This window comes from Neptunomonas japonica JAMM 1380 (assembly GCF_016592555.1).
Lineage (GTDB): Bacteria > Pseudomonadota > Gammaproteobacteria > Pseudomonadales > Balneatricaceae > Neptunomonas > Neptunomonas japonica_A.
The window spans coordinates 383,750-408,997 of record NZ_AP014546.1 but is presented as its reverse complement, the minus strand read 5'-3'; the positions used below and the strand labels follow the sequence as shown (position 1 = coordinate 408,997).

Sequence of the window (25,248 nt, the reverse complement as noted above, 5' to 3'; positions counted from 1 at the left end):
CATTCCATACTTCGTCTATCGTTTTATAAACAACTTCAGTAACTATGGAGTTTCAGTAGGGTCTCGACATCCCCAATACCTTTGCTCATTCCATGTATTACACCAGGCTTGTGTATACTTCTCCTTTTCCGTCATCATGATAATTTATAGCTAAAATCGACATATGCAACTATCTAACTTACTACAAGGCGGCTTACTTTGGACCACTGCGGCCTATATAATTTGGGGGCTAACACCGCTCTTCTATCAGCATCTTCGCGATGTAGAAGCCATGGAAATTTTTGCTCTGCGCGTTCTCTGCTCGGTGCCCCTAATGACCATATTGCTCTGGGTTACAGTCACTCCCATACGCGTTTTCAGACTGCTAATGGAACCCAAAACATTTGCCTCACTGTTTATCTCTACGGCTTGTATCTCTACTAGCTGGTACCTCAACACTTGGGGAGTAACCAACGGCCAGGTACTCATGGTAAGTCTGGCATATTTTCTCACCCCTCTGATCAGCATTCTGATTGGTGTGCTCTATCTCCGTGAACGATTGACTCCCTTACAATTAATAGCTCTGCTGTTCTGCTCATCAGGCTTTCTTTACGCATGTATAAGCTTGGATAGTTTCCCCTGGCTGACTATCGGTATTGCGCTTGCATTTGGTTGTTATGGTGTCATTAAGAAACAGGTGCGGATTGATACTCTCAACGGACTCGCAGCAGAAACATTACTCATGGTACCTTTTGCACTGTTTTATCTAATTGGTATGTCGGGGCTTACTCACTGGGAAACTGGTGAAGACAATGATCGCCTTTTGTTAATGCTAACCGCACCAATAACGATCCTTCCTCTGGGTTTATTTGCCTTTGGTGTAGCCCGCACAAAAAACATCTCTACGGTTGCAGTCTTGCAGTACATAGAACCCACCCTTTATTTTCTTTTAGCAGTATTCGTATTCGCGGAAGCAATCAACACAGGGCGTCTAGTAACCTTTGCACTGGTATGGATAGGCTTTACCGTCTTCTCAATCGATGCCATGCGCCGTTCGAAGCTAGCAAGATTCGCCGACAGTATAGGGTTAGATAAATAAAAAGAGTGACGTTCTGATGTAAGGCAGGGAGAAAATACAGACATAAAAAAGGCCGCTAGATTAGCGGCCTTTTTTTAAATATCGCTGCAGTCATAAGAAGCGACTACGCAACAATTTAAAATCCAACATTAGACTTCAAGGTAATCGAGAATACCTTCAGCAGCCTGTCGGCCTTCATAAATAGCAGTCACTACAAGGTCAGAACCGCGCACCATGTCACCACCGGCAAAGACTTTTGCATTGCTCGTTTGGAACGCATGACGCCCTTGAGACGGTTTCTCATCCGCTTTTACACGACCATCATCATGTAAATCGATACCAAAGTCAGCAAACCATGGCGCAGGGCTTGGGCGGAACCCGAAAGCAACAAGCACAGCATCAGCATCCAAAACTTCTTCAGAGCCTGGAACAACTTCAGCACGCTGGCGGCCATTCTCATCAGGCTCACCCATCTGAGTAGTGACAACCTTAATACCGACTACTTTGCCATTTTCGCCCACAACTTCCACAGGCTGGCGATTAAAGAAGAATTCAACACCTTCTTCTTTAGCATTCTCTACTTCACGCTTAGAGCCTGGCATATTGGCTTCATCACGGCGATACGCACAGATAACACGCGTAGCTTCCTGACGAATAGAGGTACGGTTACAGTCCATGGCTGTGTCACCACCACCCAGAATCACAACTTTTTTGCCTTTCATACTAATATAGTCAGCAGGATCTTTTTCAAAACCCAAACAATGATTCACATTAGAAATCAGGAATGGCAATGCATCATACACACCATCTAGGTCTTCACCCGGAAAACCACCTTTCATATAGGTATACGTGCCCATACCAAGGAAGACAGCATCGTATTCATCGATCAAAGACTGCATGGCAACATCTTTGCCAATATCGGTATTAAGACGGAACTCAACACCCATCTCTTCAAAGACACGACGACGATTGGCCATCACCTCTTTTTCCAGTTTGAACTCTGGAATACCAAAGGTCAGCAAGCCACCAATTTCTGGATAGCGATCAAATACTACTGGTGTAACACCATTACGTACCAAAATATCTGCCGCGCCTAAACCCGCAGGGCCAGCCCCGATAATAGCGACTCGTTTACCTGTTTTCGGTACGTTACTCATGTCTGGTTTCCAGCCCATCGCAAACGCAGTATCTGTAATGTACTTCTCTACAGAACCGATCGTTACGGCACCAAAACCATCGTTGAGTGTGCAAGCGCCCTCACAAAGGCGGTCTTGCGGACATACACGGCCACATACTTCTGGCAGCGTATTTGTCTGGTGGCTTAATTCAGCCGCTTTAATGATGTTACCTTCCGACACTAGCTGTAACCAATCCGGGATATGGTTATGCACAGGGCATTTCCATGAACAATACGGATTACCACAATCCAAACACCGATGTGACTGCTCTGCAGCTTCTGTTTCAACAAATGGCTCGTAAATTTCAGCATACTGTTTTTTACGAACAGAGGCCTTTATTTTCTTCGGCCCTTCACGGGATACGTCGATGAACTGGAAATCATTGTTAAGACGTTCAGTCATAGTCCCACCTCATTATGGCGCCTGTTAACAGGCGCAGGTTAAACTTTATCGCTACGAAACCTGTTATTCAGGGCGTCTACGAACACTATTCAGTAAATCAGTAATGCCAGCGGCTTTAGGCTTAACTAACCAGAAGCGACCAATATAATCATCAAAATTCTCAACAATTTCTTGGCCCCAAGCGCTACCTGTCTCTCTAGCAAACTCAATAATCACTGAACGCAGATGGTTTTTATGGATTTCCATATGCTCAGTATGAACTCGGTGAATTTCAACCAGTTCATGGTTGTACTTATCCACAAAGGTGTTGCTCATATCCAGCACATAGGCAAAACCACCGGTCATACCTGCACCGAAGTTATAACCAGTCGATCCTAGTACCGTAACCAAACCACCAGTCATATACTCACAGCAATGATCGCCCGCACCTTCAACAACCGCATGACAACCCGAATTACGTACGGCAAAACGCTCACCTGCACGGCCCGCAGCGAATAACTTACCGCCAGTTGCTCCGTAAAGGCAGGTATTGCCCATAATAGCGGTTTCATTTGATTTAAAAGTAGAAGCAGCAAACGGTTTAATTACTATCTTGCCGCCCGCCATGCCTTTACCGACGTAATCGTTGGCATCACCTTCTAAAATCAGATCCTGTCCGCCGGCGTTCCACACACCGAATGACTGACCTGCGTGGCCTTTAAAGCTAAACGTTAGCTGCTGACCACACATACCCAAATTACCATGCTGCTTAGCAATAGCACCTGAAGTACGCGCACCAACAGAGCGATCGCAGTTAGTAATGTCCAACTGCCATGCGCCACCGGTTTTTTGTTCAATACTCTGTAATGACAGATCAAGCATCTGAGTATTGAGAGCACCACTATCGTACGGTTCATTACGCGTTTGCTGACAAATTTGTGGATATTCAGCAGGCACGCCACCATCACTTATAATCGGGCTTAAATCCAGATTCTGTTGCTTCGGTGTATAACCGTCGATCAATTCCAGTAAGTCAACACGCCCGACCAGCTCATCCATGGTACGAATACCCATTTGAGCCATCCATTGACGTGTTTCCTCTGCGACAAACCTGAAGAAGTTCTTCACCATTTCAACCGTTCCACGGAAGAAATCGTCACGCAGTCTTTCATTCTGAGTAGCAACACCGGTTGCACAGTTATTTAAATGACAAATGCGTAGGTATTTACAACCTAGAGCCACCATTGGCATCGTGCCAAAACCAAAGCTCTCAGCACCTAACATCGCCGCCTTGATTACATCCAAACCAGTTTTTAAACCGCCGTCTGTTTGCAAACGAATTTTGCCACGAAGATGATTACCACGTAGAGACTGATGCGCGTCAGAAAGACCTAGCTCCCATGGTGAACCCGCATGGTGAATCGAGGTAATAGGTGATGCTGCCGTTCCACCGTCATATCCTGAGATAGTAATTAGATCAGCGTACGCTTTAGCTACACCACAGGCGATAGTACCGACACCTGGGCGTGAAACCAGTTTAACTGAGACCAATGCTTCTGGATTAATTTGCTTCAAATCGAAAATCAGCTGTGCCAAATCTTCAATTGAGTAAATATCATGATGCGGCGGTGGCGAAATCAACGTTACACCTGGGACAGAAAAGCGTAAGCGGGCAATCAGTTCATTGACCTTACCGCCAGGAAGCTGACCACCTTCACCAGGTTTAGCTCCCTGAGCAACCTTGATCTGTAAAACGTCTGCACTCATCAAGTACTCAGGAGTAACCCCAAAACGACCTGATGCAATCTGTTTGATTTTTGAGCGCTTCATTGTGCCGTGACGAGCAGGGTCTTCCCCCCCCTCACCTGAGTTAGAACGGCCGCCCAACTCGTTCATCGCAACCGCTAATGCTTCATGCGCTTCTGGTGACAAAGCTCCCAGAGACATAGCTGCTGAGTCGAAGCGCTTAAGAATTTCTTCGACTGGCTCAACTTGGTCTAGTGAAATAGACTTCACATCTTTTTTCAAAGCCAACATATCACGCAGTGTGGCAACACCACGATTATTCACTAGATCAGCATAGACTTGATATTTAGCCGGATCACCACTTTCAACCGCTTCATGGATAGTACGAACAACATCTGGGTTATACGCATGATATTCACCATCGTGCATATATTTTAATAAACCACCTTGCTGAATAGGCTTACGCGCAGTCCAAGCTTGCTTGGCCAGTAATGACTGCTCGTATTCGAAATCTTCAAAACGTGCGCCTTCAATACGACTGCTCACACCCTTAAAGCACTGATTGACGACTTCTGAACTTAAACCGATGGCTTCAAACAGCTGAGCTCCTCGATACGAAGCGATAGTAGAAATACCCATCTTCGAGAGGATCTTCATCAAGCCTTTATTAATACCTTTACGGTAATTTTCATGGCTATCCAGTGGGTCTAATAGCATTTCGCCAGATGCACACAAGTCATTTAGCACACGATAAACAAGGAATGGGTAAACGGCTGTAGCACCAAAACCAAACAGAACCGAGAAGTGATGTGGGTCTCTGACTGTTCCCGTTTCAACGACGATATTGGCATCACAACGCAGACCTGTATCTACTAAGCGGTGATGCACAGCACCTGTAGCCATCGCCGCATGGATAGGTAATTTACCTTCTTCTATCTTGGCATCCGATAGAATGATGATCACCTTGCCATCACGAACAGACTTTTCAGCCTGATCTGTCACGGTTGCTATAGCATCTTTGAGATTGGTTTTTGAAGGATCGTAATTCAAATCAATCGTTATAACATCAAAGCCAGAAACTTCGTTATCGCGTAGACGACGGAACTTAGACGCTGACAATACAGGAGTTGTCAAAATAACGCGTCGGGCGTGCTCTGCTGTTTCTTCAAAAATATTCTGCTCAGCACCGATACAGGTTTCCAACGACATAACGATCGCTTCACGCAAAGGATCGATAGGAGGGTTGGTAACTTGGGCAAACTGCTGACGAAAATAGTCATATGGAGAACGTACACGACTAGACAAAACGGCCATTGGTTTATCGTCACCCATGGAGCCGACTGCTTCCATACCAGACTCACCCAGTGGACGAATAACGTGATCTCGCTCTTCGAAAGTTACTTGGAACATTTTCATGTACCTTTTAACTTCTTCTGGAGGCATCTCACGGAAAGAACGCGACTCTTCACTCAGGTTCATCGTCTGCTCAAGACGCAGAGCATTTTCTCTGAGCCATTTTTTGTAAGGCTGAGCTTTTTTCAGACGGTTATCAACATCCGCTGTATGTAATACTTCACCACTGGCTGTGTCGATGGCAAAAATCTGACCTGGGCCTACCTGCCCCTGCGCCACAATATCCTCAGGTTGGTAATCAAAAACACCAATTTCGGACGCCGTACAAATATATCCTTGTTTCGTCATCACCCAACGAGATGGACGTAAACCATTACGGTCAAGCATACACACGGCAAATCGACCATCGGTCATTACCATGCCTGCAGGGCCATCCCATGGTTCCATGTGCATCGAGTTGTATTCATAGAAAGCACGCAACTCCGTATCCATGGTATCCACGTTCTGCCACGCAGGTGGAATGATCATACGAACCGCACGGTAAATATCGATTCCACCAACCATTAGAAATTCCAGCATGTTATCCATGCTAGAGGAGTCAGAACCGCTAGTGTTTACAATAGGCTGTAGGTCTTCAAGGTTAGGCAGCAGGTCCGTAGCAAATTTTCGCGAACGTGCTCGCGACCAATTGCGGTTACCTTCGATCGTATTGATTTCACCGTTATGAGCCAGAAAACGGAACGGCTGAGCTAAAGGCCAGCGTGGTGCCGTATTCGTAGAAAAGCGCTGATGATAAGTACACACCGCTGTTTCAAGACGCTCATCTGCCAAGTCTTTATAAAATACTGGCAAGTCGACCGGTAATGTTAGCCCTTTATATGAAAGAACCTTATCGGAGAGACTACAAATATAAAAATCATTGTCCGTACTTAAAGCAATTTCTGCCTTACGGCGAGCAACAAACAAGCTGACACCAAAATCACGCTCTGACTTACCAGCCGCTTCGACAAACACTTGCTCAATTTTTGGCAAGGTGTCTTTAGCTATAGGTCCAAGACAGCTCTCGTCTGTTGGCACGACGCGCCAGCCTTTCACAACAAGCCCTTGAGCTTCTAGCTCCTGGTTTAACGTGGTGCGCGATGCATCAGCCAACGCGGGCTCTTGTGATAAAAAGATCATACCTACAGCATATTGCTCTGCTAGCTCAACACTGAGATCACTTTTTACTACTTCACGCAGAAAACCATCGGGCTTCTGCATTAGTAATCCGCAACCATCGCCTGTTTTACCATCGGCGGCAATACCACCTCGATGGGTCATACAGGCAAGTGCGCCGATCGCTTTTAGCAAAAGATCATGACTGGCCGTACCTTCCAGGTGCGCCATCAGACCAAAACCACAGTTATCCTTAAATTCACCGGGGCGATATAGACCTGTGCTCATAAGTCATACTCACTTAAAAAGTTCTTAAAAAAACAAAGGTTTAACTAAATACCTTTTCGACTGGACTTTTATTTGGCAGGCAAAAAGGGAGGATATTTTACACATTGAGCCCTTCGGGGACAAATTTTAAGCAGATATTCATTCGATTAAGCATAAAAAAAACGGCAAAAAGCCGTTTTTTAAAAACAATTTACTGAAAAAACTAAAGAAAAAATTATTTTTTCTTGATATCTTGCTGCACCCCTTTAATGCTTCGAGCCCAAGGCTTAAGCTTTTTAAGCTCTTGTGGTAATGAGCTGACCGCCCGATTTGCAGCAGCTCGATTGGCATATTGTCCATACACAACCACGTGCCAAGGCGCTTTTTTGAACACCGTTGTGAAGTAATATAATCGGTCTCGACTATCTAAAGACTCCATAAACTGCACAACGCTAGATTGAGAGCGCGCGCCTAATACCTGCAAGGTATAACCTGAAGAAGGCCAGGATAACAATTGCTCTTCTTTAAGCCATTTAGCTGTACTTGCTTTTGGGACAGTTGAACTTTTATTTCCTTTGCCTGAATACACAACCTCAGATGCAACACTTTTAGGTGTTACGCTTCTAGGTGCAGCCGTACCTTTTTCAGAGACAATCACTGTAGGCTGAGGCACAACCTTAACAGGGACGATATCAGGCTTAGGCACGACGACATTAGGCGCTACAACGACAGCAGGCTTGGACACAACACTCTGTTTAGCGATTACTACAGGCTTAGCAGCAACTGGCGCGTTAACGGGCTTAGAGGCAACTACAGCTGGAGCTAATGCCTTAACCACAACGGGAGAAACGCGTGTCTCAATTAATTTTTTACTCGGCTTAACTTCTTTCTCAACAAGACTAGACTCACCTATCTGTTCTTTCGCTTTCTCTATAATCGTAGTTACTGGTATAGACTTAGGCTCAGCTACTGCAGGCGTCTTTAGCGTATTCTCCTTTATTATGGGAGGAGTCTTTAGCAAAGCCGTTTCTTGTTTTAATAACTTTTCTTGTTCAGCTAACAGCTTAGACAACTCACTTTGCATCTGAGTAATAGAGTCATCAGCTACCGAAGGATCCTTGACAGAAACATTGAGCGGTACTGAGACACGTCCCGCAACAATCTGCGGCTCAACAGCTAGGTTAGTATCCTGTGAAGCCTGCCAAGCAGATACCAACAATACCCCTAAAAGCACAATACCTATACCGACCATATGCGGCATAGGCAAAGGGAAGAACCTACTAGACTTACTCGTGATTTTGCCTGAGCGATATATATCCGAGGCCGCAGAAGTAATCCTCCCAGGGTACCCATTAGAACTTTCGTAAATACTTTTCAGTTCACGCTTACTCAATGTTTGCTGCGAAGAAAATCGTAATGCAAGGAACTCTTTTGCTTCATCTTCACTAAACGGCTGTAAAGTCTCAAGGTGCAAACGACCTTCTAGTAACTCATAAAGACTCAATGAATGTAAACGATTCACCAATGACTCTTCACCAGAAAGTACAACTTTAGGTTTACCAACCCCCGATACTAGTAGACCTGCCAGCAACTCAATAGCTTCATCATTAAGCCATTCTGCATTATCAATAAGAATCAGCAGATGTTGCCCAACATCATGCAGCGACCTGCTTTTTTCATGCAGAATAGTCAAAGGGTCCATGCCTTCGGCATAATCATCAGAAACCAATTTTGCACACTGCAGGGCAAGTGACATGGCTCCCGTCTCACCTTCAAGCGTGACAAGAATCTGACTTATATCACTCGTCTTCGTCACCAAAGCTAAGCGCTTTGACACAGAGCTTTTCCCGCTCCCTTTGGGGCCAGCAATAACAATCAAAAAATCAGAATAGCGAAGCAAATGAGCCATTTTATCCACTAGCTGAATTCGACTAGGAGGCTCGAAGTAGAAATTTTGACTCATTGGTACACCTACTTAACGCTTGGACTAAGCGCTTAAGACACGCATCAGTTTTTCTTTAGAATAGTCAGCTGTCACAACAGCTTTCCCAAGAGTTTCCAACAGAACCAAACGTAATTCACCATTTAGCACTTTCTTGTCTACTGACATTAGCTCAAGAAAATCATCTTCACCCATGTTATCAGGTGGCAGAATAGGTAAGTTAGTCTTCTCAAATAAAGTACGTGCACGATCTACATCCTCAGGTGACAACCATCCCATACTTAGAGAGAGAGCCATCGCCATCATTGTACCGGCAGCAACAGCTTCTCCGTGCAACCAGCGACCATATCCTTGGTGCGTTTCAATTGCGTGTCCAAAAGTATGCCCTAAATTTAACCAAGCGCGAATACCGCCCTCTTTTTCATCTTGGGCAACAACTTCAGCCTTAATTTCACAAGAACGCAAGATCGCCTGCATAAGAATGTCCGGATCACGTGCAACTAATCCATCTATATTCTCTTCAAGCCAACAAAAGAATGTGTAATCATAAATCAAACCATACTTTATCACTTCAGCCAAACCTGCTGAAAGCTCACGATCAGGTAAGGTAGTAAAAACAGAAATGTCAGCAAGAACTAACTGGGGCTGATAAAACGCCCCAATCATATTTTTACCCAATGGATGGTTTACACCTGTTTTACCACCCACAGAAGAGTCAACCTGAGACAGTACCGTCGTAGGGATTTGAATAAAATCAACACCACGCTGGTAACTCGCAGCGGCAAAACCAGTCATATCGCCAACAACACCACCGCCCAAAGCAATCAGTGTTGTAGTTCGGTTATGCCTACATTCAAGCAACTTATCGAATATCAAATTAAGGTGAGTTAAATCTTTAAAAGACTCGCCGTCAGGCAATACGGTGACATCAACTGTGAGCCCAGGTAAGCATTTTAATAAGGTATCAAGATACAAAGGCGCTATCGTGTCATTCGTGACCACCATAACTTGATTACCTTTGATAAAGGGAGTAATTAATGCTTCAGAAAGAATATTTTGACCAATATAGATGGGGTACGAACGTTCACCCAATTCAACCGTTAAGGACTGCACACAATCTCCAAATTATTGTTAGCCGCCAGAAATAATACCTTGGCGCACCAGTTGTTTAACAATATCAGTAACCACGCCACGAGGATGTCTACGATCCGTTTTAATAATAAGGTCGCAGGTCTGCGTATACAAAGGATCTCGTTCAAGCATTAGCTTTTCAAGTATTGCCTGAGGGTTTTCAGCATTTAATAGAGGACGGTTTTTATCTTTCGCTGTTCTTTCTAATTGCTGCTCTATAGATGTATCCAAATAAACAACAAACCCTCTACTCTGTAAATTAGCACGATTGATGGACCGAAGCACAGCCCCACCGCCGGTAGCCAGTACCTGCTCATCCATCTGCGTTAGCTCATCTACTACGGACTCCTCACGATCACGAAAACCCGCTTCACCTTCTACATCAAATATCCAAGGAATATTAGCGCCTGCGCGCTCTTCAATCTCCCGGTCAACATCCACAAACAGAAGATTAAGTTCTTGAGATAGCATGCGCCCTATGGTGCTTTTTCCAGCCCCCATAGGACCGATAAGAAAAATATTCAAGCTGGAACAACTCCGACTACTTTGCCGATAAAGACTCTCGAATTAACTTAGGTGTAATAAATATCAACAGCTCGACTTTTTTGTCTTGCACTTCTGATTTACGAAACAGAGCTCCGATTCCTGGCAAATCACCTAAGAAAGGAGTCTTAGCAACAGCATCAACCACTTCGTTTCTATAAACACCGCCAAGGACAATCGTATCACCATCTTTAACAACAACAGAAGTTTCAAGTTCATTATTAACGATACTTATTTCACCATTAGGTAGAACTTCGCCCAAAGAATCTTGATTAATTTTCAAATCTAACGTGATTCTATCACCAGGATTAAGCTGCGGAGTCACATCTAAACTCAACACTACATCCTTAAATTCAATTTTCACTTCACCATCTTCAACTGTCTGATATGGGATTTCTTGACCTGATTGAATACGTGCAGCCTTACCATTAGTTGTAATAATCTTAGGCTGAGAAATAATCTCTGCCTTACCTTCACTTTGCAGTGCTGAAAGCTCAGTAGATATAAGGAAATTACTAGTAGCATAACCTAAACGAATAGAAGACTGTGGACTCACACCCAAATCAACACCCAGCTGAGTTTTACCACCATCAGCAGGAAAATTATCTCTAAAATACGGAGCAGTACCACCACCACCACCGGCAATAAAGTTACCTTGCAACAAACCAAATCCCCACTTCACACCCAAGTCACGAGTAAAGTCAGTTGAGGCCGTTACGAGTCGCGCTTCCACCATAATTTGAGCTACTTCAGTATCAAATTTACGTAGCGTACGACGAATCTCCTGTAAGGTACTGACGGTTTCTCTTACCATTAATACATTGGTTTGATCATCTGCAACAATGAACCCACGCTCTGAAACCAACTTCGCTTCATAGATACGCGATCGCATCTCAGAGGCTTTACGGTAATCCACCTGTATAAAGTCAGTTTTCAGTGGTGACAACTCTTCTACTTGCTTCTGACTCTCAAGCTCCACTCGCTCACGTTCTGCTATATCTTCAGCAGGAGCTACCAATAATACGTTACCAACCTGTCGCTTATCTAAACCACGCGTCTTCATAACAATATCGAGAGCTTGATCCCATGGAACATGCTTCAATCGCAACGTAATCTCACCTTCAACCGCATCATCAACCACTAAATTGAGCTGTGCGACCTCAGCTAATATCTGCAACACTGACCGCACACTAACATTTTGAAAGTTGAGATCTATTTTTTCTCCACTATAAGGAAAGTCATTCTTCTTCAACTCATCCTTTTCAGCACGCGACAGTGGTTTAAAATCTAAAATAAGTTTGTTGCCTGTTTGATATGCCATGTAGTCATATGGCTCAGCACCCGGCTTAATCAGTACCGTTGTATTCTTTCCACTCGCCATAGCATCAACAAACATAACTGGCGTTGCAAAGTCTTGCACATTGACACGCTGCTGCAATGAAGGAGATAAACTTGCTCCTGAGAAATTTACAGCTACGTTGTTTCCTTCCTCTTCAATATTAAGTCCCGCTTGATCATCTGAAAGCGTGATAACTATGCGCCCCACCCCCCCAGAAACACGTTCAAAATCAATACCCTGAACACGCGTCTTGTCATTATAGGCATCTAAAACAGAGCGTGTAGCGGACATTTTTTTCGGTTTAGAGGTATGTGTAGGTGCCGCTTTCGCTACAGACGCAGACTTACTTGGTTTCTCACCAAAGACAACGAATAAACTTTGTCCTTCAGTAAAGGTACGATAATCAGTCATACCATGTAGGTTTGTTACTATTCGTAAGCGGCCGTTACCTTGTGCAAAATTAAGAGATTCAACCACGCCGGCCTTTACATCAACAGATTTCGCACCTAGGTCATTCTTTACACCCCAGAAATCCAGAACTAACCGAGGAGGACTATCAATTGTATAGGCCTTAGGTACTGGAGGTACGGCATCAAAATCAAGCTTAACCTCAATTTTATTACCCGGCAGCGCCACAAAAGAAGACTTATTTAACGCCACCTCCTGTTGAGCTGAAACTGGTTGAGAAACTGCACTCAACAACAAGAGCGCTGCAATGAAAACGCCTTTGAGAAGCCCCGCGCCATGGGATTGTAGATAAGCATTGTTGTTATTCATGTTTCTATCCTTCGCTCATTTCTGCTCGGCTAACTCAATAGTTCTTGGACGCTGCATCCATCCACCCCGTCCATTCGATATAATTTCCATCACATCAAGTTGCTGATCTGAAACAGCAATAACGCGACCAAAATCCAAACCTAAATAGTCTCCAATTTTCACACGATGTATTTCGCTATTATCATCAAGCACAAGCGCCCAAAAGAAATCATTCTCAGCTTTACCGATAGTGCCAACCATAGAAAGTTGATCCACAGAAAACTGTTCAAGATAGCTTCTAGAACGATCTTGATCTGGCTGAAGACCGTCGCCATCTTCTAATTCAAAATTAGACAGTGTTGATACTACACGCACCAATGGCACAAACGGGTCTCTCAGGCTTGCTCCTTGATAAACAAAGCTGTGATAAGGCTCAAAGGTTGGTAATGGCTTAATTTTTCCTTTCGGCTTAGCCTGTATATCAGTAATGAATTTAGACAGATCAGCGGTATCTTCAACCCAGATACAACCCGTTGCTAAACTAATCACCACTCCGGCAGCCAAGGCACGGAGCCCCCTATAAGAAAGTCTACTCAGTATCATCATAACGATAAGTCTTCGCACTGATTCCCATTTTCAACAGACCATCATCCGTTGGCACTAGCGTATAGTCATGTAACGTAACTATGCGTTTAATTGCTGCTACCCCACTGACAAACTGCCCCATTTGATGGTACGTCCCTTCTACCTCTATATTTATCGGCAGCTCAATATAAAACTTTTCCTTTCTCTCACCTTCTAAAGCAATTTGCTCAATCTGCAAGCCTGCGGCGCGCCCAATATCACTAATATCTTCAAGTAGACCCGGCACTTCTTTATCAGTGGGAAGCTGCCCTAATAGCTCAGAAAACTTACCTTCAACGTCTTCCATCTGCTTTCTTAGCGCTGTTAAATTTGCGACTTGGAACGACTTTTTCTCAAATTCTTGTTTAAGCTGACTCTCTTTCTGGATTTCTCGTTCCAACTGCACATGCTGCTCACTCACATAAAAGTGAATACCTGCATAAACCACGAGTGCCATAATAATTAAATAGACAATTGCTTTGACACCCACTGGCCAATTACCAGCAGTGTTTATATCCATATTATTTGGATCAAACCCTTGGAATGCATTTTTCAAAGACTGACTTTTCATTTCGCATCCTCAGCTTTAGGTTTAGTCAAAATAACTGAAAGATCAAATGCCCTTATATCAGCCAAAGCCAAGGACTTTCTAGCGGCCCCAGCCCCTGCGCCTAAAGCGCCTACTTGTGACAAATTAGGCTCACCAAACCAAATAGATGAATTAAGGCGCCTCATCAGCTCGGATACATCCTTGTTTTGAAGAGCCAAGCCTTTAATGTTGATTGCGTCCTTATTTAGGGCTCCCGAGAAACCGGCTTCTTTTCTTTCCAGGAAGTCGTAATGCAAACCATCAGGTAATACTCTAACTAATTCATCGAAATTTCTTACAATAATAGGCCGATTACCTTGCAACTCCTGAATGGCATTCAGTCTCTCCAACAGCCTTTCACGTTGCCTCTTAAGCTCTTCTATCTCTTTAATTCTCTCATCAAGCTTAGAGATGTTTGCTTTCATAAAATCGTTGCGGGCATTTTGACGATCCATCTGTACGTCGTAATAATAGCCCATCATAAGAACAAGAGCGGCAGCACATATAGCGGAAGCAACGAGGTTAGTAACAAAGTCTTTCTGCCTTGCCGCTGTGCGCTCCTCTCGCCATGGTCGTAAATTAATTTTTGCCATTACTATTCCCTATTGATCAAACGATCTAAGCGCTAACCCACAAGCCTTCACCAATGCAGGCGTATCTTTCACCAAGCGCTCTTTATTAACCTTAGCGCTCACATCCATTTGTTCAAATGGGTTAGCTATATTTACCGGAATATCCAGTTCATCTGTCAAAATATCTGTCAAACCATCAATGGAAGCGACGCCTCCACACAAGTATATTTTTGTAAGCTGGTGCTGAACGCCAGAGGAGTAAAAAAACTGTAATGCACGAGACACTTGCTGAGAAACAGTTAAACGGAAAGGCTGAATAACAGCCTCTTTTACCTCGTCACCAATCTCTCCCAACCTTAAAGCCTGCTCAACTTCATCTATAGCCATACCGTATTGGTGATGGATATTTGTAGTTAGATCATTCCCACCAAAAGACTGTTCTCGATTGTAAATAATTTTATGATCTCGAATAACATTGAGCGTTAGCGTAGCAGCGCCAACATCCACAATCGCGACCATATCGTCACTTTTAAGATCTTCAGTGATAAGCATTGGAAAGGCGCGTTCAATCGCATATGTATCTACGTCAACAATCGCGCATTTCAGGCCTGCAGCATTAATCGCATCTTCGCGCTGATCAACGTCATCGCGACGACATGCAACCAACAACAAATCATTCAATTCAGGGTGAGTTCTTGATTCGCCTAAAACTTCAAAGTCAAGCGCAACCTCATCTAAGGGGTAAGGAATAAACTGATCAGCTTCAACTTTAACTTGATCTTCAAGTTCCATTTCAGAGAACGTTTTACTCAGTTCCATTCGTTTAATAATAACCGCAGAAGAGGGGACTGCAGCAATTGCATTACCCTGCTTTAGAGCACAAATTTTAATAGCTCGCTCTATCGCCTCAGTAACAGGCTGTACTTCTTGAATATTTCCATCAACAACTGCCGTTGGAGGCAATGACACAATAGCATAGGCATCTAGCCCGACCAGATTTCCGCGTCTGGATAAGACAACCAACTTAACCGACGACGAACCAATATCAACACCGACCCAGCTGGCCGTTTTCTTCCCGAAAAAGCTGACCACTTAATAAGTTCCTTTAAATATATAAATTTACCTTCTACCTAATGACTTTAGCTGAAATAATGAAAAATTAAACTTTAATTAAGCTAGAGAGAGTATATTAGCGCCGATATAATGTATTTTATTGAATAAAAACTATTTCAAGGTAAGTATACGCGTGCTTAAATCCTTCTTCCGCTTCGCTTTAATTCTAGCTTTTATTGGCCTAATACTGGGGGCTGCAGCCGTCATTGGCCTCTACCAGCATTTTGCACCGACACTGCCAAACGTAGAAACTTTACGAGATATAAAATTTCAAACTCCGCTAAAAGTTTTATCGTCAGATGGTAAATTAATTGCTGAATTTGGTGAAAAAAAGCGTACACCCATCACCTATGAAAAAATTCCTGAAACATTTGTTCAAGCTCTTCAGTCAGCGGAAGATAGCCGTTTTTTCGAACATTATGGAATAGATTTAATTGGGCTTTCACGCGCAGCCTACCAGCTAGTTTCGACCGGAAAAATTAAAAGCGGCGGTTCAACCATCACCATGCAGGTTGCCAAGAATTTTTTTCTAACAAGAGAGCGAACTTTTGAGCGAAAATTTAGCGAGATATTTCTTGCTTTAAAGATCGAACAATCACTTTCCAAACAAGAAATCTTTGAACTATATGTCAATAAAATATACCTAGGACACCGCTCATATGGGATCCAAGCTGCGGCCAATGTATATTATGGAAAAAACATTGATGAGCTGTCTTTGCCTCAACTGGCGATGATTGCAGGCCTCCCCAAGGCCCCTTCAACGTTCAACCCTATCACCAATCCTACAAGAGCAATTGAGCGCAGGAATTGGATTCTAGGCCGCATGCACAGCTTATCTTATATATCCCTAGAAGAATCTAAAGAAGCTCAACAAGCCCCCGTCACCGCTAAATACCACACTACAGAAATAGAGTTATACGCTCCTTATATTGCAGAAATGGTGCGAAGCGAGCTATACGGGCAGTATGGTGATGAGCTTTACACCGACGGCTTCACTGTATACACCACTCTTAATAGTAAAATGCAGTCAGCAGCCAACACCGCCGTACGCAATGGGCTTGTCAATTATGTGAAACGCCATGGATACCGGGGCCCTGAAAAGCAACATAACATTGCAGATCTGTCACCTGAAGAGGTAACAACGTTACTAAAAAAAGAAACCTCCTTTGCTCAGCTTGAACCGGCCATCATCCTCAATGTCGATAAAAAAAGTGCTACCGCACAACGAAAAAATGGAGAAGTAGTTACTCTCCCATGGGAAGGGTTGAAGTGGGCAAAGAAGTTTAAAACTGTCAACTACGCGGGACCAATGCCTAAAAACGCAGCTAAGATTGTTCAAACAGGCGACCTTGTGCGCATACTTAATACAGGCGAGTATTGGGAACTGAGCCAAGTACCCAAAGCACAAGGCGCATTAATCTCTATGACACCGCAATCTGGAGCGATTCGCTCACTTGTCGGTGGATTTAGCTTTACTCACAACAAATTTAATCGCGCGACTCAAGCTCACCGCCAGCCAGGCTCAAACTTTAAACCTTTTATTTACGCCGCGGCTATGGAAAATGGCTTCACACCCGCCTCTATAATTAACGATGCTCCTGTGGTTTTACAAGACAAAGGCCTTGATGGTAACTGGCGCCCTCAAAACTCCAGTAAAAAGTTTTCAGGGCCAACACGCCTAAGGGTCGGCTTATACAAGTCACGCAACCTAGTTTCCATTCGTCTGTTACGCTCTCTTGGCTTTAATAAAGGAATAGAATACTTATCTCGCTTTGGTTTTGACCCTAAAAAACTACCAGCGAACTTATCACTTGCGCTGGGAAGCGCCGATGTGACTCCACTAGAACTAGTGACTGGCTACGCAGCCTTAGCAAACGGTGGTTATAAAGTTGAACCTTACTTCATTGATCGTATTAACGACCAATACGGCCAAACTATTTTTACCACTAATACACCTATCGTTTGTCACGACTGCTCCGCACATACCAATGAAAATAAAGCCGCTGACCCGACAGCCGCGTCAACAACTAATATTGCTTCGCGCATTATGGATAAACGTACAAACTTTCTACTTTATAGCATCATGCAAGATGTTATTCGACGTGGTACAGGCACACGCGCTAAAGTGCTCAACAGGTCAGACCTAGCAGGAAAAACAGGCACAACTAACGAACAGAAAGACGCATGGTTCACGGGATTCAATAACAAACTGGTAACCACTTCATGGGTCGGCTATGACCAACCAGCCCCCCTAGGACGCTCCGAGTTTGGCGGCACTGCCGCACTACCCATATGGGTCGACTTCATGCGAGAAGCCTTAGCTGACACGCCTGAAGCACCGATACCAAGACCTAATGGCATAGTCCAAGTACGGATTCACTCAAGCACAGGGTTACGTGCCAGTTCAAAACAAAGCAACACCCTATACGAATACTTTAAAGCCGAGCAAACACCACACCAAGGTGTGGCCGAGAACGCATCGTCCAACGGACAGTCCACTGAAGACCTTTTCTAAGGCGTCATCGAATAAAACGGGCCAAAAAATCACGCCAAACTCAAGACGAAAAAAAACCGGCAATGCCGGTTTTTTTTCACTCTGCTAAAAGCACATTAACTATACTTTATACAATATCAGCCAATGTCGTTAGCGGATAATGAGCTGGCAAAGGCAAACGCGCTACGCCTGTATCGATTGCAGCTTGAGCTACAGCCATTGATAAAGCACCAAACAAACGGGTATCTGTTGGTTTTGGAATAATATACTCAGGACCAAATTCCAGAGACTCTAAACCATATGCATCCAATACATCCTGTGGCACTGGCTCTTTAGCCAAATCAACCAAAGCACGTACTGCGGCTTCTTTCATCTCTTCATTGATCGCAGAAGCACGAACATCTAACGCACCACGGAAAATGAACGGGAAGCCAAGAACATTATTAACCTGATTTGGGAAATCAGAGCGACCTGTCGCCATAATAACGTCGTTACGAGCCGCATGTGCAACTGAAGGTAGAATTTCAGGATCTGGGTTAGCACATGCAAACACAACAGGTGTCGCAGCCATTTTCTTCAACTGATCAGCAGACAGCAAGTTAGGGCCAGACAACCCAACAAATACATCAGCGCCATCGATAGCATCATCAAGTGTACGCTTATCAGTTTCAGTAGCAAAAATTGCTTTCTCTGGTGTTAGATCTTCACGACCAGAATGAATCACACCTTTACGGTCAAGCATGTAGATATTTTCTACTTTTGCGCCCATATTGATCAACAGCTTCATACAAGCAGAAGCGGCAGCACCAGCACCCAAGGTCACAATTTTAGCTTCATCTAGCTTCTTACCGGCAATATCTAAAGCATTGATCATGCCTGCTGCAGTTACAATAGCAGTACCGTGCTGGTCATCATGGAACACTGGAATATTACAGCGATCAATAAGAACACGCTCAATTTCAAAGCACTCAGGCGCTTTGATATCTTCAAGATTGATACCACCAAAAGTTTCAGCAATACGCGCAACAGTGTCAATAAACGCCTGTGGGCTCTCTGCATCTACTTCAATATCGATTGAATCTATACCAGCAAATTTCTTAAATAGTAGGGATTTACCTTCCATGACTGGTTTTGAAGCCAATGGACCAAGATCACCTAAACCAAGAATTGCACTACCGTTTGTAATAACTGCGACTAAATTACCTTTAGCTGTATAACGGAAGACATTTTCAGGGTCGCGCGCGATTTCACGGACAGGCTCCGCTACACCCGGGCTGTAAGCCAAAGCAAGATCACGGGCCGTTGCTGCTGATGTAGTCAGCTCAACACTGATTTTGCCTGGACGAGGGAATTCATGGTAATCCAGTGCCGCTTGTTTCAGATCTTCAGACATGATTGCTGTTCCAATTTTTTATAACAAAAGACGAGTCAAGAATCATATAGAAAAGAGATTAAAGGGACAACTCCCCTCCAACTAAGGAACTAACCTTCTAATACTAAGCATGCAAGAAATAACAAACATAATTAGAGCACTTCGATATTCGATGCATGATTCAAATACACGGTAAATGCAGCGTTAAACCCATCACGTTTAAAAGCTTTTGCCTGAGCCCATCCCCTTACCTGAACATTGCGACCGGATAATGAGACCAAACGCGATGTATTTCGCAACATAACAACCACTTTGTCATCAAGCACTAAGGCGTCCGCTGTTTTAAAGCGAAACTGTCTAGTTACCTTGCCTTGAAGCACGGCAAAACCAAGATGCTTTTTACCAAACTTACTTGCACGCACAGGCTCATGCGCCCACACACCTACACCAGCCGAACGCGCTTTTTTTTCTATTAACCAGTGACACTTTTGCTTTTGCACATTCGGCGCTACCGCAACAGAATAAGCGAGGCCTTTTTCGAGCAACTCAATATCAGGACCTGCGCCATTAGAGCCCACAATATAACCGAGAACACGACCATAGCTGTCATGCGCTTCTCTCTCTACTTGTAGATATATCTCTTCTTTATGGAGCGAAACCCAATGCTTCAATACGGCAGCGGCTTGTTGCGCGATCACTCTCGACCAACTAGGCCCACTTTTCAGTTCTGGCGTGTTAATACCAACCAGCCTAACTCGACGACGATCCGACAGCTGTAGCGTATCTCCATCATAAACATAGCGCACCGACACTTTTACTTTCTTAATGCTCGACATACAGCTATCAGATGCTTGTACAACTGAAATAGCAGACACAAAAAAGGCACTCATTAGGAGTGCCTTTTTGAAAAACTGTATGATTATTCAGCAGCCTTTTTAGTGCCGATAGAACCAAAACGCTTGTTAAAGCGGTCGATACGGCCACCAGAAGTTGCTTCTTTCTGCTTACCTGTGTAGAAAGGGTGACACTGGCTGCAAACATCCACGTGCATATCATGGCACATTGTAGAGCTTGTTTTCATTTCGTTACCGCAAGAACACGTGATAGTCACGGCTTCGTATTTAGGATGGATGTCCGCTTTCATAGTAAAAACCTCAGAGTTGTTTCTGCACCGCCACCTGATCATTCGTTGTCAGGCACCGTACAAATAAAAATACACTGGCATATAGCCAGCCTATAATGATAGGCGGCAAATTATACGGACAGATACCATTAGCTGCAAGCACATAGACCATTTAAACCTCTACCAAAAGCCCTTACACTTAAGCAACCAAAACTCAGTAAAGCATAAATTCATGATTTTTCTTCGCGTGGCTATCCCTTCTCCTCTCAGACGGCATTTTGATTACTTGCCTCCGGAACATGCGAACACCCATTCTTTCCAAGCAGGCGTGCGCGTAAAAGTCCCTTTTGGTAGACGAGAACTCATCGGGATATTACTCGAAGTCGTTACAGAAACGGATGTCCCTACAAGCAAACTAAAGCCTGTTATTGATATCTTAGATAACACACCTTTGCAGCCACAATATATTCGAGATTTAGCGCTATGGGCCGCAGATTATTATCAACACCCCATTGGTGATGCTTTATTCCAATCACTTCCAGTTTACCTACGCAAAGGTGGCGAAGGAGTAGCAACACACACTTACCTTTGGCAAGCCACGCACAATGCCTCTGCAGAGGGTATTTCCGCAAGAGCTCATCAACAGCAGGCGTTATATCAACTTATTGCAGAGCACCCACAAGGCATTAGCAAGGAAGCAATAAGGGCAGAGGGTGGCCAAATAACATTGCTCGCCACACTCGAAAGCAAAAAGCTCATCAAAAAAGTCACTCAAGAACATTCGCTGCCTGAGGCTTCACACCTACTTAAAGAAGCACCTTTAGTGCTAAATACAGAGCAACAGAACGCCTTCCAATCGATAACAAAAGACGAGGGTTTCAATGCTTTTCTACTCGACGGCATTACTGGATCAGGCAAAACAGAGGTATACCTGCAAGCCATACACGAAACACTAAAAAAAGGACGGCAGGCCCTGATATTAGTACCTGAAATTGGCCTAACCCCACAAACCGTCCAACGTTTCAAAAGCCGCTTTCGTGTTCCTGTTGCCGTTTTACACTCCAATCTAACTGACAAGCAACGCTTCGATGCTTGGATGCATGCATCTAAAGGAGAGGCACCCATTGTTATCGGTACTCGATCTGCTATTTTCACACCACTAAAATCTCCAGGTATCATCATCATTGATGAAGAACACGACAGCTCATTCAAGCAGCAAGAAGGGTTTCGCTATTCCGCACGCGACCTTGCTGTAGTCAGAGCCCACGCCGAACAAGTCCCTATCGTCCTAGGCAGCGCAACCCCCTCTCTAGAGTCGTTACATAATTGCGTTCTTAATAGATACCAACACTTAATGCTTCGCGTTAGAGCAGGCAACGCGAAAACACCTGAATTTCAATTATTAGATATAAAGAGACTCCCACTTAATAACGGACTGTCTTCTACGCTCGTCACACAAATCCAGCAACACTTAGAAAAGGGCACTCAAGTACTGGTTTTCATTAACCGCAGAGGCTTTGCTCCCAGCCTTATATGTCATGACTGTGGCTGGCTAGCCGAATGTCGACGCTGTGACGCTAGAATGACACTCCACCAAAAACCGGCTCACCTACATTGCCATCATTGTGACAGCCAGCGCCCTATACCATCACAATGTGACCATTGCGGCAGTCGTGCACTAAAGCCTGTCGGTGCCGGTACAGAGCGCACCGAACAAACGCTCAACGAACTATTTCCTAAAACACCCATCTTCCGAGTTGACCGGGACAGCACCTCTCGCAAAGGATCAATGGCAAAGATAATGGAGCAAGTCCAAGAAGGAGCTTCTTGTATTTTAGTGGGCACACAAATGCTTGCGAAAGGCCACCACTTTCCTAAAGTAACACTCGTGGCGATTTTAGATGCTGATGCAGGACTATTCAGTACCGATTTTCGCGGCATGGAGCGCACGGCACAAATGATAGTACAAGTAGCTGGGCGAGCTGGACGAGCTGAGCACCCCGGGAAAGTAGTTCTACAGACACATCATGCTGAGCATCCACTGTTAGAACTATTAGCAACTAAAGGCTATGAAACATTTGCCAAAGAAGAGCTTAAACAGCGACACCAATTCCAACTTCCACCCTATCAACATATTGCGATCATTCGAGCAGAAGCGGCGTATACCGGCAGAGCGGAAGGCTTTTTACAGTCGATAAGAGATCAACAAAGCCAAGCATTCCCCCACGTTCAGTGGTCAGGCCCATTCCCCTCCCCTATGGAAAAGCGCGCCGGTGTTTTTCGCTCTCAGTTGCTTATTTCTAGCCTGTCACGCCCCCTTCTCCAGCACTCTCTGAGTTATCTCTGCGCCAATATTGAGACGCACCCCATGGCCAGTAAAATACGCTGGTCCATAGATATCGACCCTTACGATATGTATTAAGCTTTTATTAATGTTTGTGCTGGATATGCCATTATAAGTGTCTACACTTACATAAAAAGTCTAATAATAAAGAAGAAATACAAGCAGATGAACATATCCAAAAAAATACTCATGGGTTTTGGTGTACTAGCTATTACTATTCTGGTTATTGGTACAGGAGGCATTTTTGGAATAAACGACATCAATAAACAACTACACTTGATCTCAGATGAATCGGTTCCACATCTGACCAGTAGCTACCAACAAACTCTCGCGCTAAATCAAGCTAACCAATCACTTCTCAAATTTTTAAATAGCCGCGAAGAAAAATTTCAAACACACCTAAAAGCTTTTGATCGACACTTCTCAGATTTCAACCAAGGGTTAACACAACTAAAAAGCCAACAACAAGTAGGCAGCACGCTCTACAGCGCATTAATTGAATCCGAAACGGCGGCTAACAACTATGCAAAAGCCGCCAAAGAAGTACAAAAAACACATGCTCATCGAACCATACTGTCACGCAAGGTAGTTACTGAAATACAGATGTTCCAAGCCCAGATCGACTCCATGTCTAACTGGGGGCAAAGGTATTTAACAAAAAATCCCTCAGAAGAAGCCCGTTCAAGTATTCAAGTATTACTAAGGACAGTAAACCAAGTCAAAACAGCTATGCGTATCTACCAAAAAACTTATGACATTACCAAGCTAAAAGCATCGTTGCTGAAACTAAGAGCCAAAGTAACAAAGGGTTTTAAAAACTTTGTTGCGCTTGATAAAGATGGTGAGCGAATAGCAGGTATCATTGACGGCTTAAAATCTTCTTTAGAAGAGAGCGTTGGTCTTCTAGGGGCTTATATCCAACAAGATAATGCATCCCAGCTTTTGGATAGCCAATTAAAAAATGCAGAAATGCAGTTATCACTAACAGAAACAGCCTTACAAAAAGTACTGAGCATCGCATTAGAACAAACAGATGGTGCCAGAACCCAAGCAACACACACTATAAAAACCAGCCAGCTATTAATCTACGGACTCAGTGCTGCCGGTTTAATTATTGCCTGCCTCGTCGGCTGGATCATCATGCACACTATACGCGTTCCTCTCAACAGCATACGCCAACAACTTACAGCCGTGGGGGAAGGCGATTTAACTATACGTTTTAACGATAAACGTAGCGATGAATTTGGCGAACTTGCTGTTAGTTTAAACACTGTAGTAACAGGCCTCCAAGAAATCTTGCAACAAGTGATAAGCAACTCAAAACAGCTATCCCAAGTAGCTGAAGATAATGCTCAAATAAGTACAGAAACGACATCTGCCATGTCCGCTCAAAGCCAACAACTAGAACTAACATCCACAGCATCAGCCGAGATGAAGAACACAGTGTCCGAAGTCTCTCACCATGCCGATTCAACCTTATCAGCAGTACAGCACTGCGAAGAGTTAAGCCTAGATGTAGATCAAAAAATGGAACTGACTCGTACCAGCATATCCTCCCAAGCATCCGTTATCGAAGAAGCCGTTCATGCGTCAACAGAGCTTGAAATGGACAGCAAAAAAATTGACTCAATTTTGGTCACTATCAACACTATTGCAGAACAAACCAATCTTTTAGCGCTCAATGCCGCTATTGAAGCTGCGCGTGCAGGCGATAATGGGAGAGGCTTTGCTGTAGTGGCTGATGAAGTCCGACAACTGGCTAGTAGGACACAAAACTCTACTGAAGAAATTCAAGCGATGGTCAACAGCATGCAAATGCGTATACGTAGTGTTGCAAGTGGGATGCGAAACAGCCACGACAAGGCTGGGGAATGCGTGCAGCACGCACAATCATCCAGCGACGCATTACTTGCTATGCAAACAGCTATCGAAACTATTCGTGATATGAACACTCACATTGTAGAAGCGGCATCACAACAAAATAGCGCAGTTCAGGAAGTCAGCCGAACATTAGTTAGCATTAACGCAGCGGCGACGGAAACAGCACAAGGCGCCCATACGGCATCAGAGAGCAGCACCACATTGCTCAAAATTGCTCAAATACAACGTGAGTTAATTCGCCGTTTCACCATCTGAGTATAAAACATCCAATCTTCTGCTGGCGAGGGG

17 protein-coding genes are annotated in these 25,248 nt (G+C 44.1%); 4 read left to right on the top strand and 13 right to left on the bottom strand.

Going from position 1 to position 25,248, the window contains the following annotated elements; translation table 11 throughout:
• Positions 1–163: 163 nt before the first annotated feature.
• A complete protein-coding gene (rarD, locus tag NEJAP_RS01860; RefSeq protein WP_201349036.1) occupies positions 164–1,078 on the top strand; it encodes an EamA family transporter RarD in 915 nt (304 codons plus the stop codon).
• A gap of 128 nt (positions 1,079–1,206) precedes the next feature.
• On the opposite strand, the gene NEJAP_RS01855 is transcribed toward rarD, so the two are convergent.
• The 10 genes from NEJAP_RS01855 to pilM form a co-directional block, all read right to left on the bottom strand.
• A complete protein-coding gene (locus tag NEJAP_RS01855; RefSeq protein WP_201349035.1) occupies positions 1,207–2,637 on the bottom strand; it encodes an FAD-dependent oxidoreductase in 1,431 nt (476 codons plus the stop codon).
• Positions 2,638–2,700: 63 nt separating this feature from the next.
• On the bottom strand, positions 2,701–7,158 hold the full coding sequence (gltB, locus tag NEJAP_RS01850; RefSeq protein WP_201349034.1) for a glutamate synthase large subunit: 4,458 nt from the start codon (positions 7,156–7,158) through the stop codon (positions 2,701–2,703).
• Between the two features lie 214 nt (positions 7,159–7,372).
• A complete protein-coding gene (locus NEJAP_RS01845; protein WP_201349033.1) occupies positions 7,373–9,100 on the bottom strand; it encodes an AAA family ATPase in 1,728 nt (575 codons plus the stop codon).
• A 24-nt stretch (positions 9,101–9,124) separates the two neighbouring features.
• Complete coding sequence (aroB, locus tag NEJAP_RS01840) at positions 9,125–10,192, bottom strand: 3-dehydroquinate synthase (protein WP_201349032.1); 1,068 nt, start codon at positions 10,190–10,192, stop codon at positions 9,125–9,127.
• Between the two features lie 18 nt (positions 10,193–10,210).
• Complete coding sequence (aroK, locus tag NEJAP_RS01835) at positions 10,211–10,735, bottom strand: shikimate kinase AroK (protein WP_268927823.1); 525 nt, start codon at positions 10,733–10,735, stop codon at positions 10,211–10,213.
• Positions 10,736–10,751: 16 nt separating this feature from the next.
• Positions 10,752–12,869 carry a type IV pilus secretin PilQ gene (gene pilQ / locus NEJAP_RS01830; protein WP_201349031.1) on the bottom strand — a complete coding sequence of 706 codons (2,118 nt, stop codon included), beginning with the start codon at positions 12,867–12,869 and terminating at the stop codon, positions 10,752–10,754.
• Positions 12,870–12,884: 15 nt separating this feature from the next.
• Entirely contained in the window at positions 12,885–13,454 is a 570-nt protein-coding gene (locus NEJAP_RS01825) for a pilus assembly protein PilP (protein WP_236591030.1), read from the bottom strand.
• A complete protein-coding gene (locus NEJAP_RS01820; RefSeq protein ID WP_201349030.1) occupies positions 13,438–14,043 on the bottom strand; it encodes a type 4a pilus biogenesis protein PilO in 606 nt (201 codons plus the stop codon). The genes NEJAP_RS01825 and NEJAP_RS01820 overlap by 17 nt, the downstream gene beginning before the upstream one ends.
• Positions 14,040–14,654 carry a PilN domain-containing protein gene (locus NEJAP_RS01815; RefSeq protein ID WP_201349029.1) on the bottom strand — a complete coding sequence of 205 codons (615 nt, stop codon included), beginning with the start codon at positions 14,652–14,654 and terminating at the stop codon, positions 14,040–14,042. The genes NEJAP_RS01820 and NEJAP_RS01815 overlap by 4 nt, the downstream gene beginning before the upstream one ends.
• 9 nt (positions 14,655–14,663) lie before the next feature.
• Positions 14,664–15,725, bottom strand: coding sequence for a type IV pilus assembly protein PilM (gene pilM / locus NEJAP_RS01810; RefSeq protein ID WP_201349028.1), 1,062 nt, complete (start codon positions 15,723–15,725; stop codon positions 14,664–14,666).
• Between the two features lie 154 nt (positions 15,726–15,879).
• Between pilM and NEJAP_RS01805 the strand changes: the two genes are divergently transcribed.
• Positions 15,880–18,261 carry a penicillin-binding protein 1A gene (locus tag NEJAP_RS01805; RefSeq protein WP_236591029.1) on the top strand — a complete coding sequence of 794 codons (2,382 nt, stop codon included), beginning with the start codon at positions 15,880–15,882 and terminating at the stop codon, positions 18,259–18,261.
• Positions 18,262–18,367: 106 nt separating this feature from the next.
• On the opposite strand, the gene NEJAP_RS01800 is transcribed toward NEJAP_RS01805, so the two are convergent.
• The 3 genes from NEJAP_RS01800 to rpmE all read right to left on the bottom strand — a co-directional run bounded on the left by NEJAP_RS01800 (position 18,368) and on the right by rpmE (position 20,756).
• Positions 18,368–19,633: a malic enzyme-like NAD(P)-binding protein gene (locus NEJAP_RS01800; RefSeq protein WP_201349027.1), complete on the bottom strand. Its 1,266-nt coding sequence runs from the start codon at positions 19,631–19,633 to the stop codon at positions 18,368–18,370.
• Positions 19,634–19,764: 131 nt separating this feature from the next.
• The gene (locus tag NEJAP_RS01795) at positions 19,765–20,502 is read right to left on the bottom strand and encodes a thermonuclease family protein (RefSeq protein ID WP_201349026.1); all 738 of its coding nucleotides are present in this window, start codon (positions 20,500–20,502) and stop codon (positions 19,765–19,767) included.
• Between the two features lie 29 nt (positions 20,503–20,531).
• Entirely contained in the window at positions 20,532–20,756 is a 225-nt protein-coding gene (rpmE, locus tag NEJAP_RS01790) for a 50S ribosomal protein L31 (protein WP_201349025.1), read from the bottom strand.
• 211 nt (positions 20,757–20,967) lie between these two features.
• On the opposite strand from rpmE, the gene NEJAP_RS01785 reads away from it, so the two are divergent.
• Complete coding sequence (locus NEJAP_RS01785) at positions 20,968–23,157, top strand: primosomal protein N' (protein ID WP_201349024.1); 2,190 nt, start codon at positions 20,968–20,970, stop codon at positions 23,155–23,157.
• Positions 23,158–23,244: 87 nt separating this feature from the next.
• Entirely contained in the window at positions 23,245–25,215 is a 1,971-nt protein-coding gene (locus tag NEJAP_RS01780) for a methyl-accepting chemotaxis protein (RefSeq protein ID WP_201349023.1), read from the top strand.
• The last annotated feature ends 33 nt before the right edge of the window (positions 25,216–25,248 follow it).

Excerpts from the sequence above, each read along its gene's own strand:
- rarD (WP_201349036.1), top strand. The coding sequence starts at position 164 with ATGCAACTATCTAACTTACTACAAGGCGGCTTACTTTGGACCACTGCG.
- NEJAP_RS01855 (WP_201349035.1), bottom strand. The coding sequence starts at position 2,637 with ATGACTGAACGTCTTAACAATGATTTCCAGTTCATCGACGTATCCCGT.
- gltB (WP_201349034.1), bottom strand. The coding sequence starts at position 7,158 with ATGAGCACAGGTCTATATCGCCCCGGTGAATTTAAGGATAACTGTGGT.
- NEJAP_RS01845 (WP_201349033.1), bottom strand. The coding sequence starts at position 9,100 with ATGAGTCAAAATTTCTACTTCGAGCCTCCTAGTCGAATTCAGCTAGTG.
- pilQ (WP_201349031.1), bottom strand. The coding sequence starts at position 12,869 with ATGAATAACAACAATGCTTATCTACAATCCCATGGCGCGGGGCTTCTC.
- NEJAP_RS01825 (WP_236591030.1), bottom strand. The coding sequence starts at position 13,454 with ATGATGATACTGAGTAGACTTTCTTATAGGGGGCTCCGTGCCTTGGCT.
- NEJAP_RS01820 (WP_201349030.1), bottom strand. The coding sequence starts at position 14,043 with ATGAAAAGTCAGTCTTTGAAAAATGCATTCCAAGGGTTTGATCCAAAT.
- NEJAP_RS01815 (WP_201349029.1), bottom strand. The coding sequence starts at position 14,654 with ATGGCAAAAATTAATTTACGACCATGGCGAGAGGAGCGCACAGCGGCA.
- NEJAP_RS01800 (WP_201349027.1), bottom strand. The coding sequence starts at position 19,633 with ATGTCTGAAGATCTGAAACAAGCGGCACTGGATTACCATGAATTCCCT.
- NEJAP_RS01795 (WP_201349026.1), bottom strand. The coding sequence starts at position 20,502 with ATGAGTGCCTTTTTTGTGTCTGCTATTTCAGTTGTACAAGCATCTGAT.
- rpmE (WP_201349025.1), bottom strand. The coding sequence starts at position 20,756 with ATGAAAGCGGACATCCATCCTAAATACGAAGCCGTGACTATCACGTGT.
- NEJAP_RS01785 (WP_201349024.1), top strand. The coding sequence starts at position 20,968 with ATGATTTTTCTTCGCGTGGCTATCCCTTCTCCTCTCAGACGGCATTTT.
- NEJAP_RS01780 (WP_201349023.1), top strand. The coding sequence starts at position 23,245 with ATGAACATATCCAAAAAAATACTCATGGGTTTTGGTGTACTAGCTATT.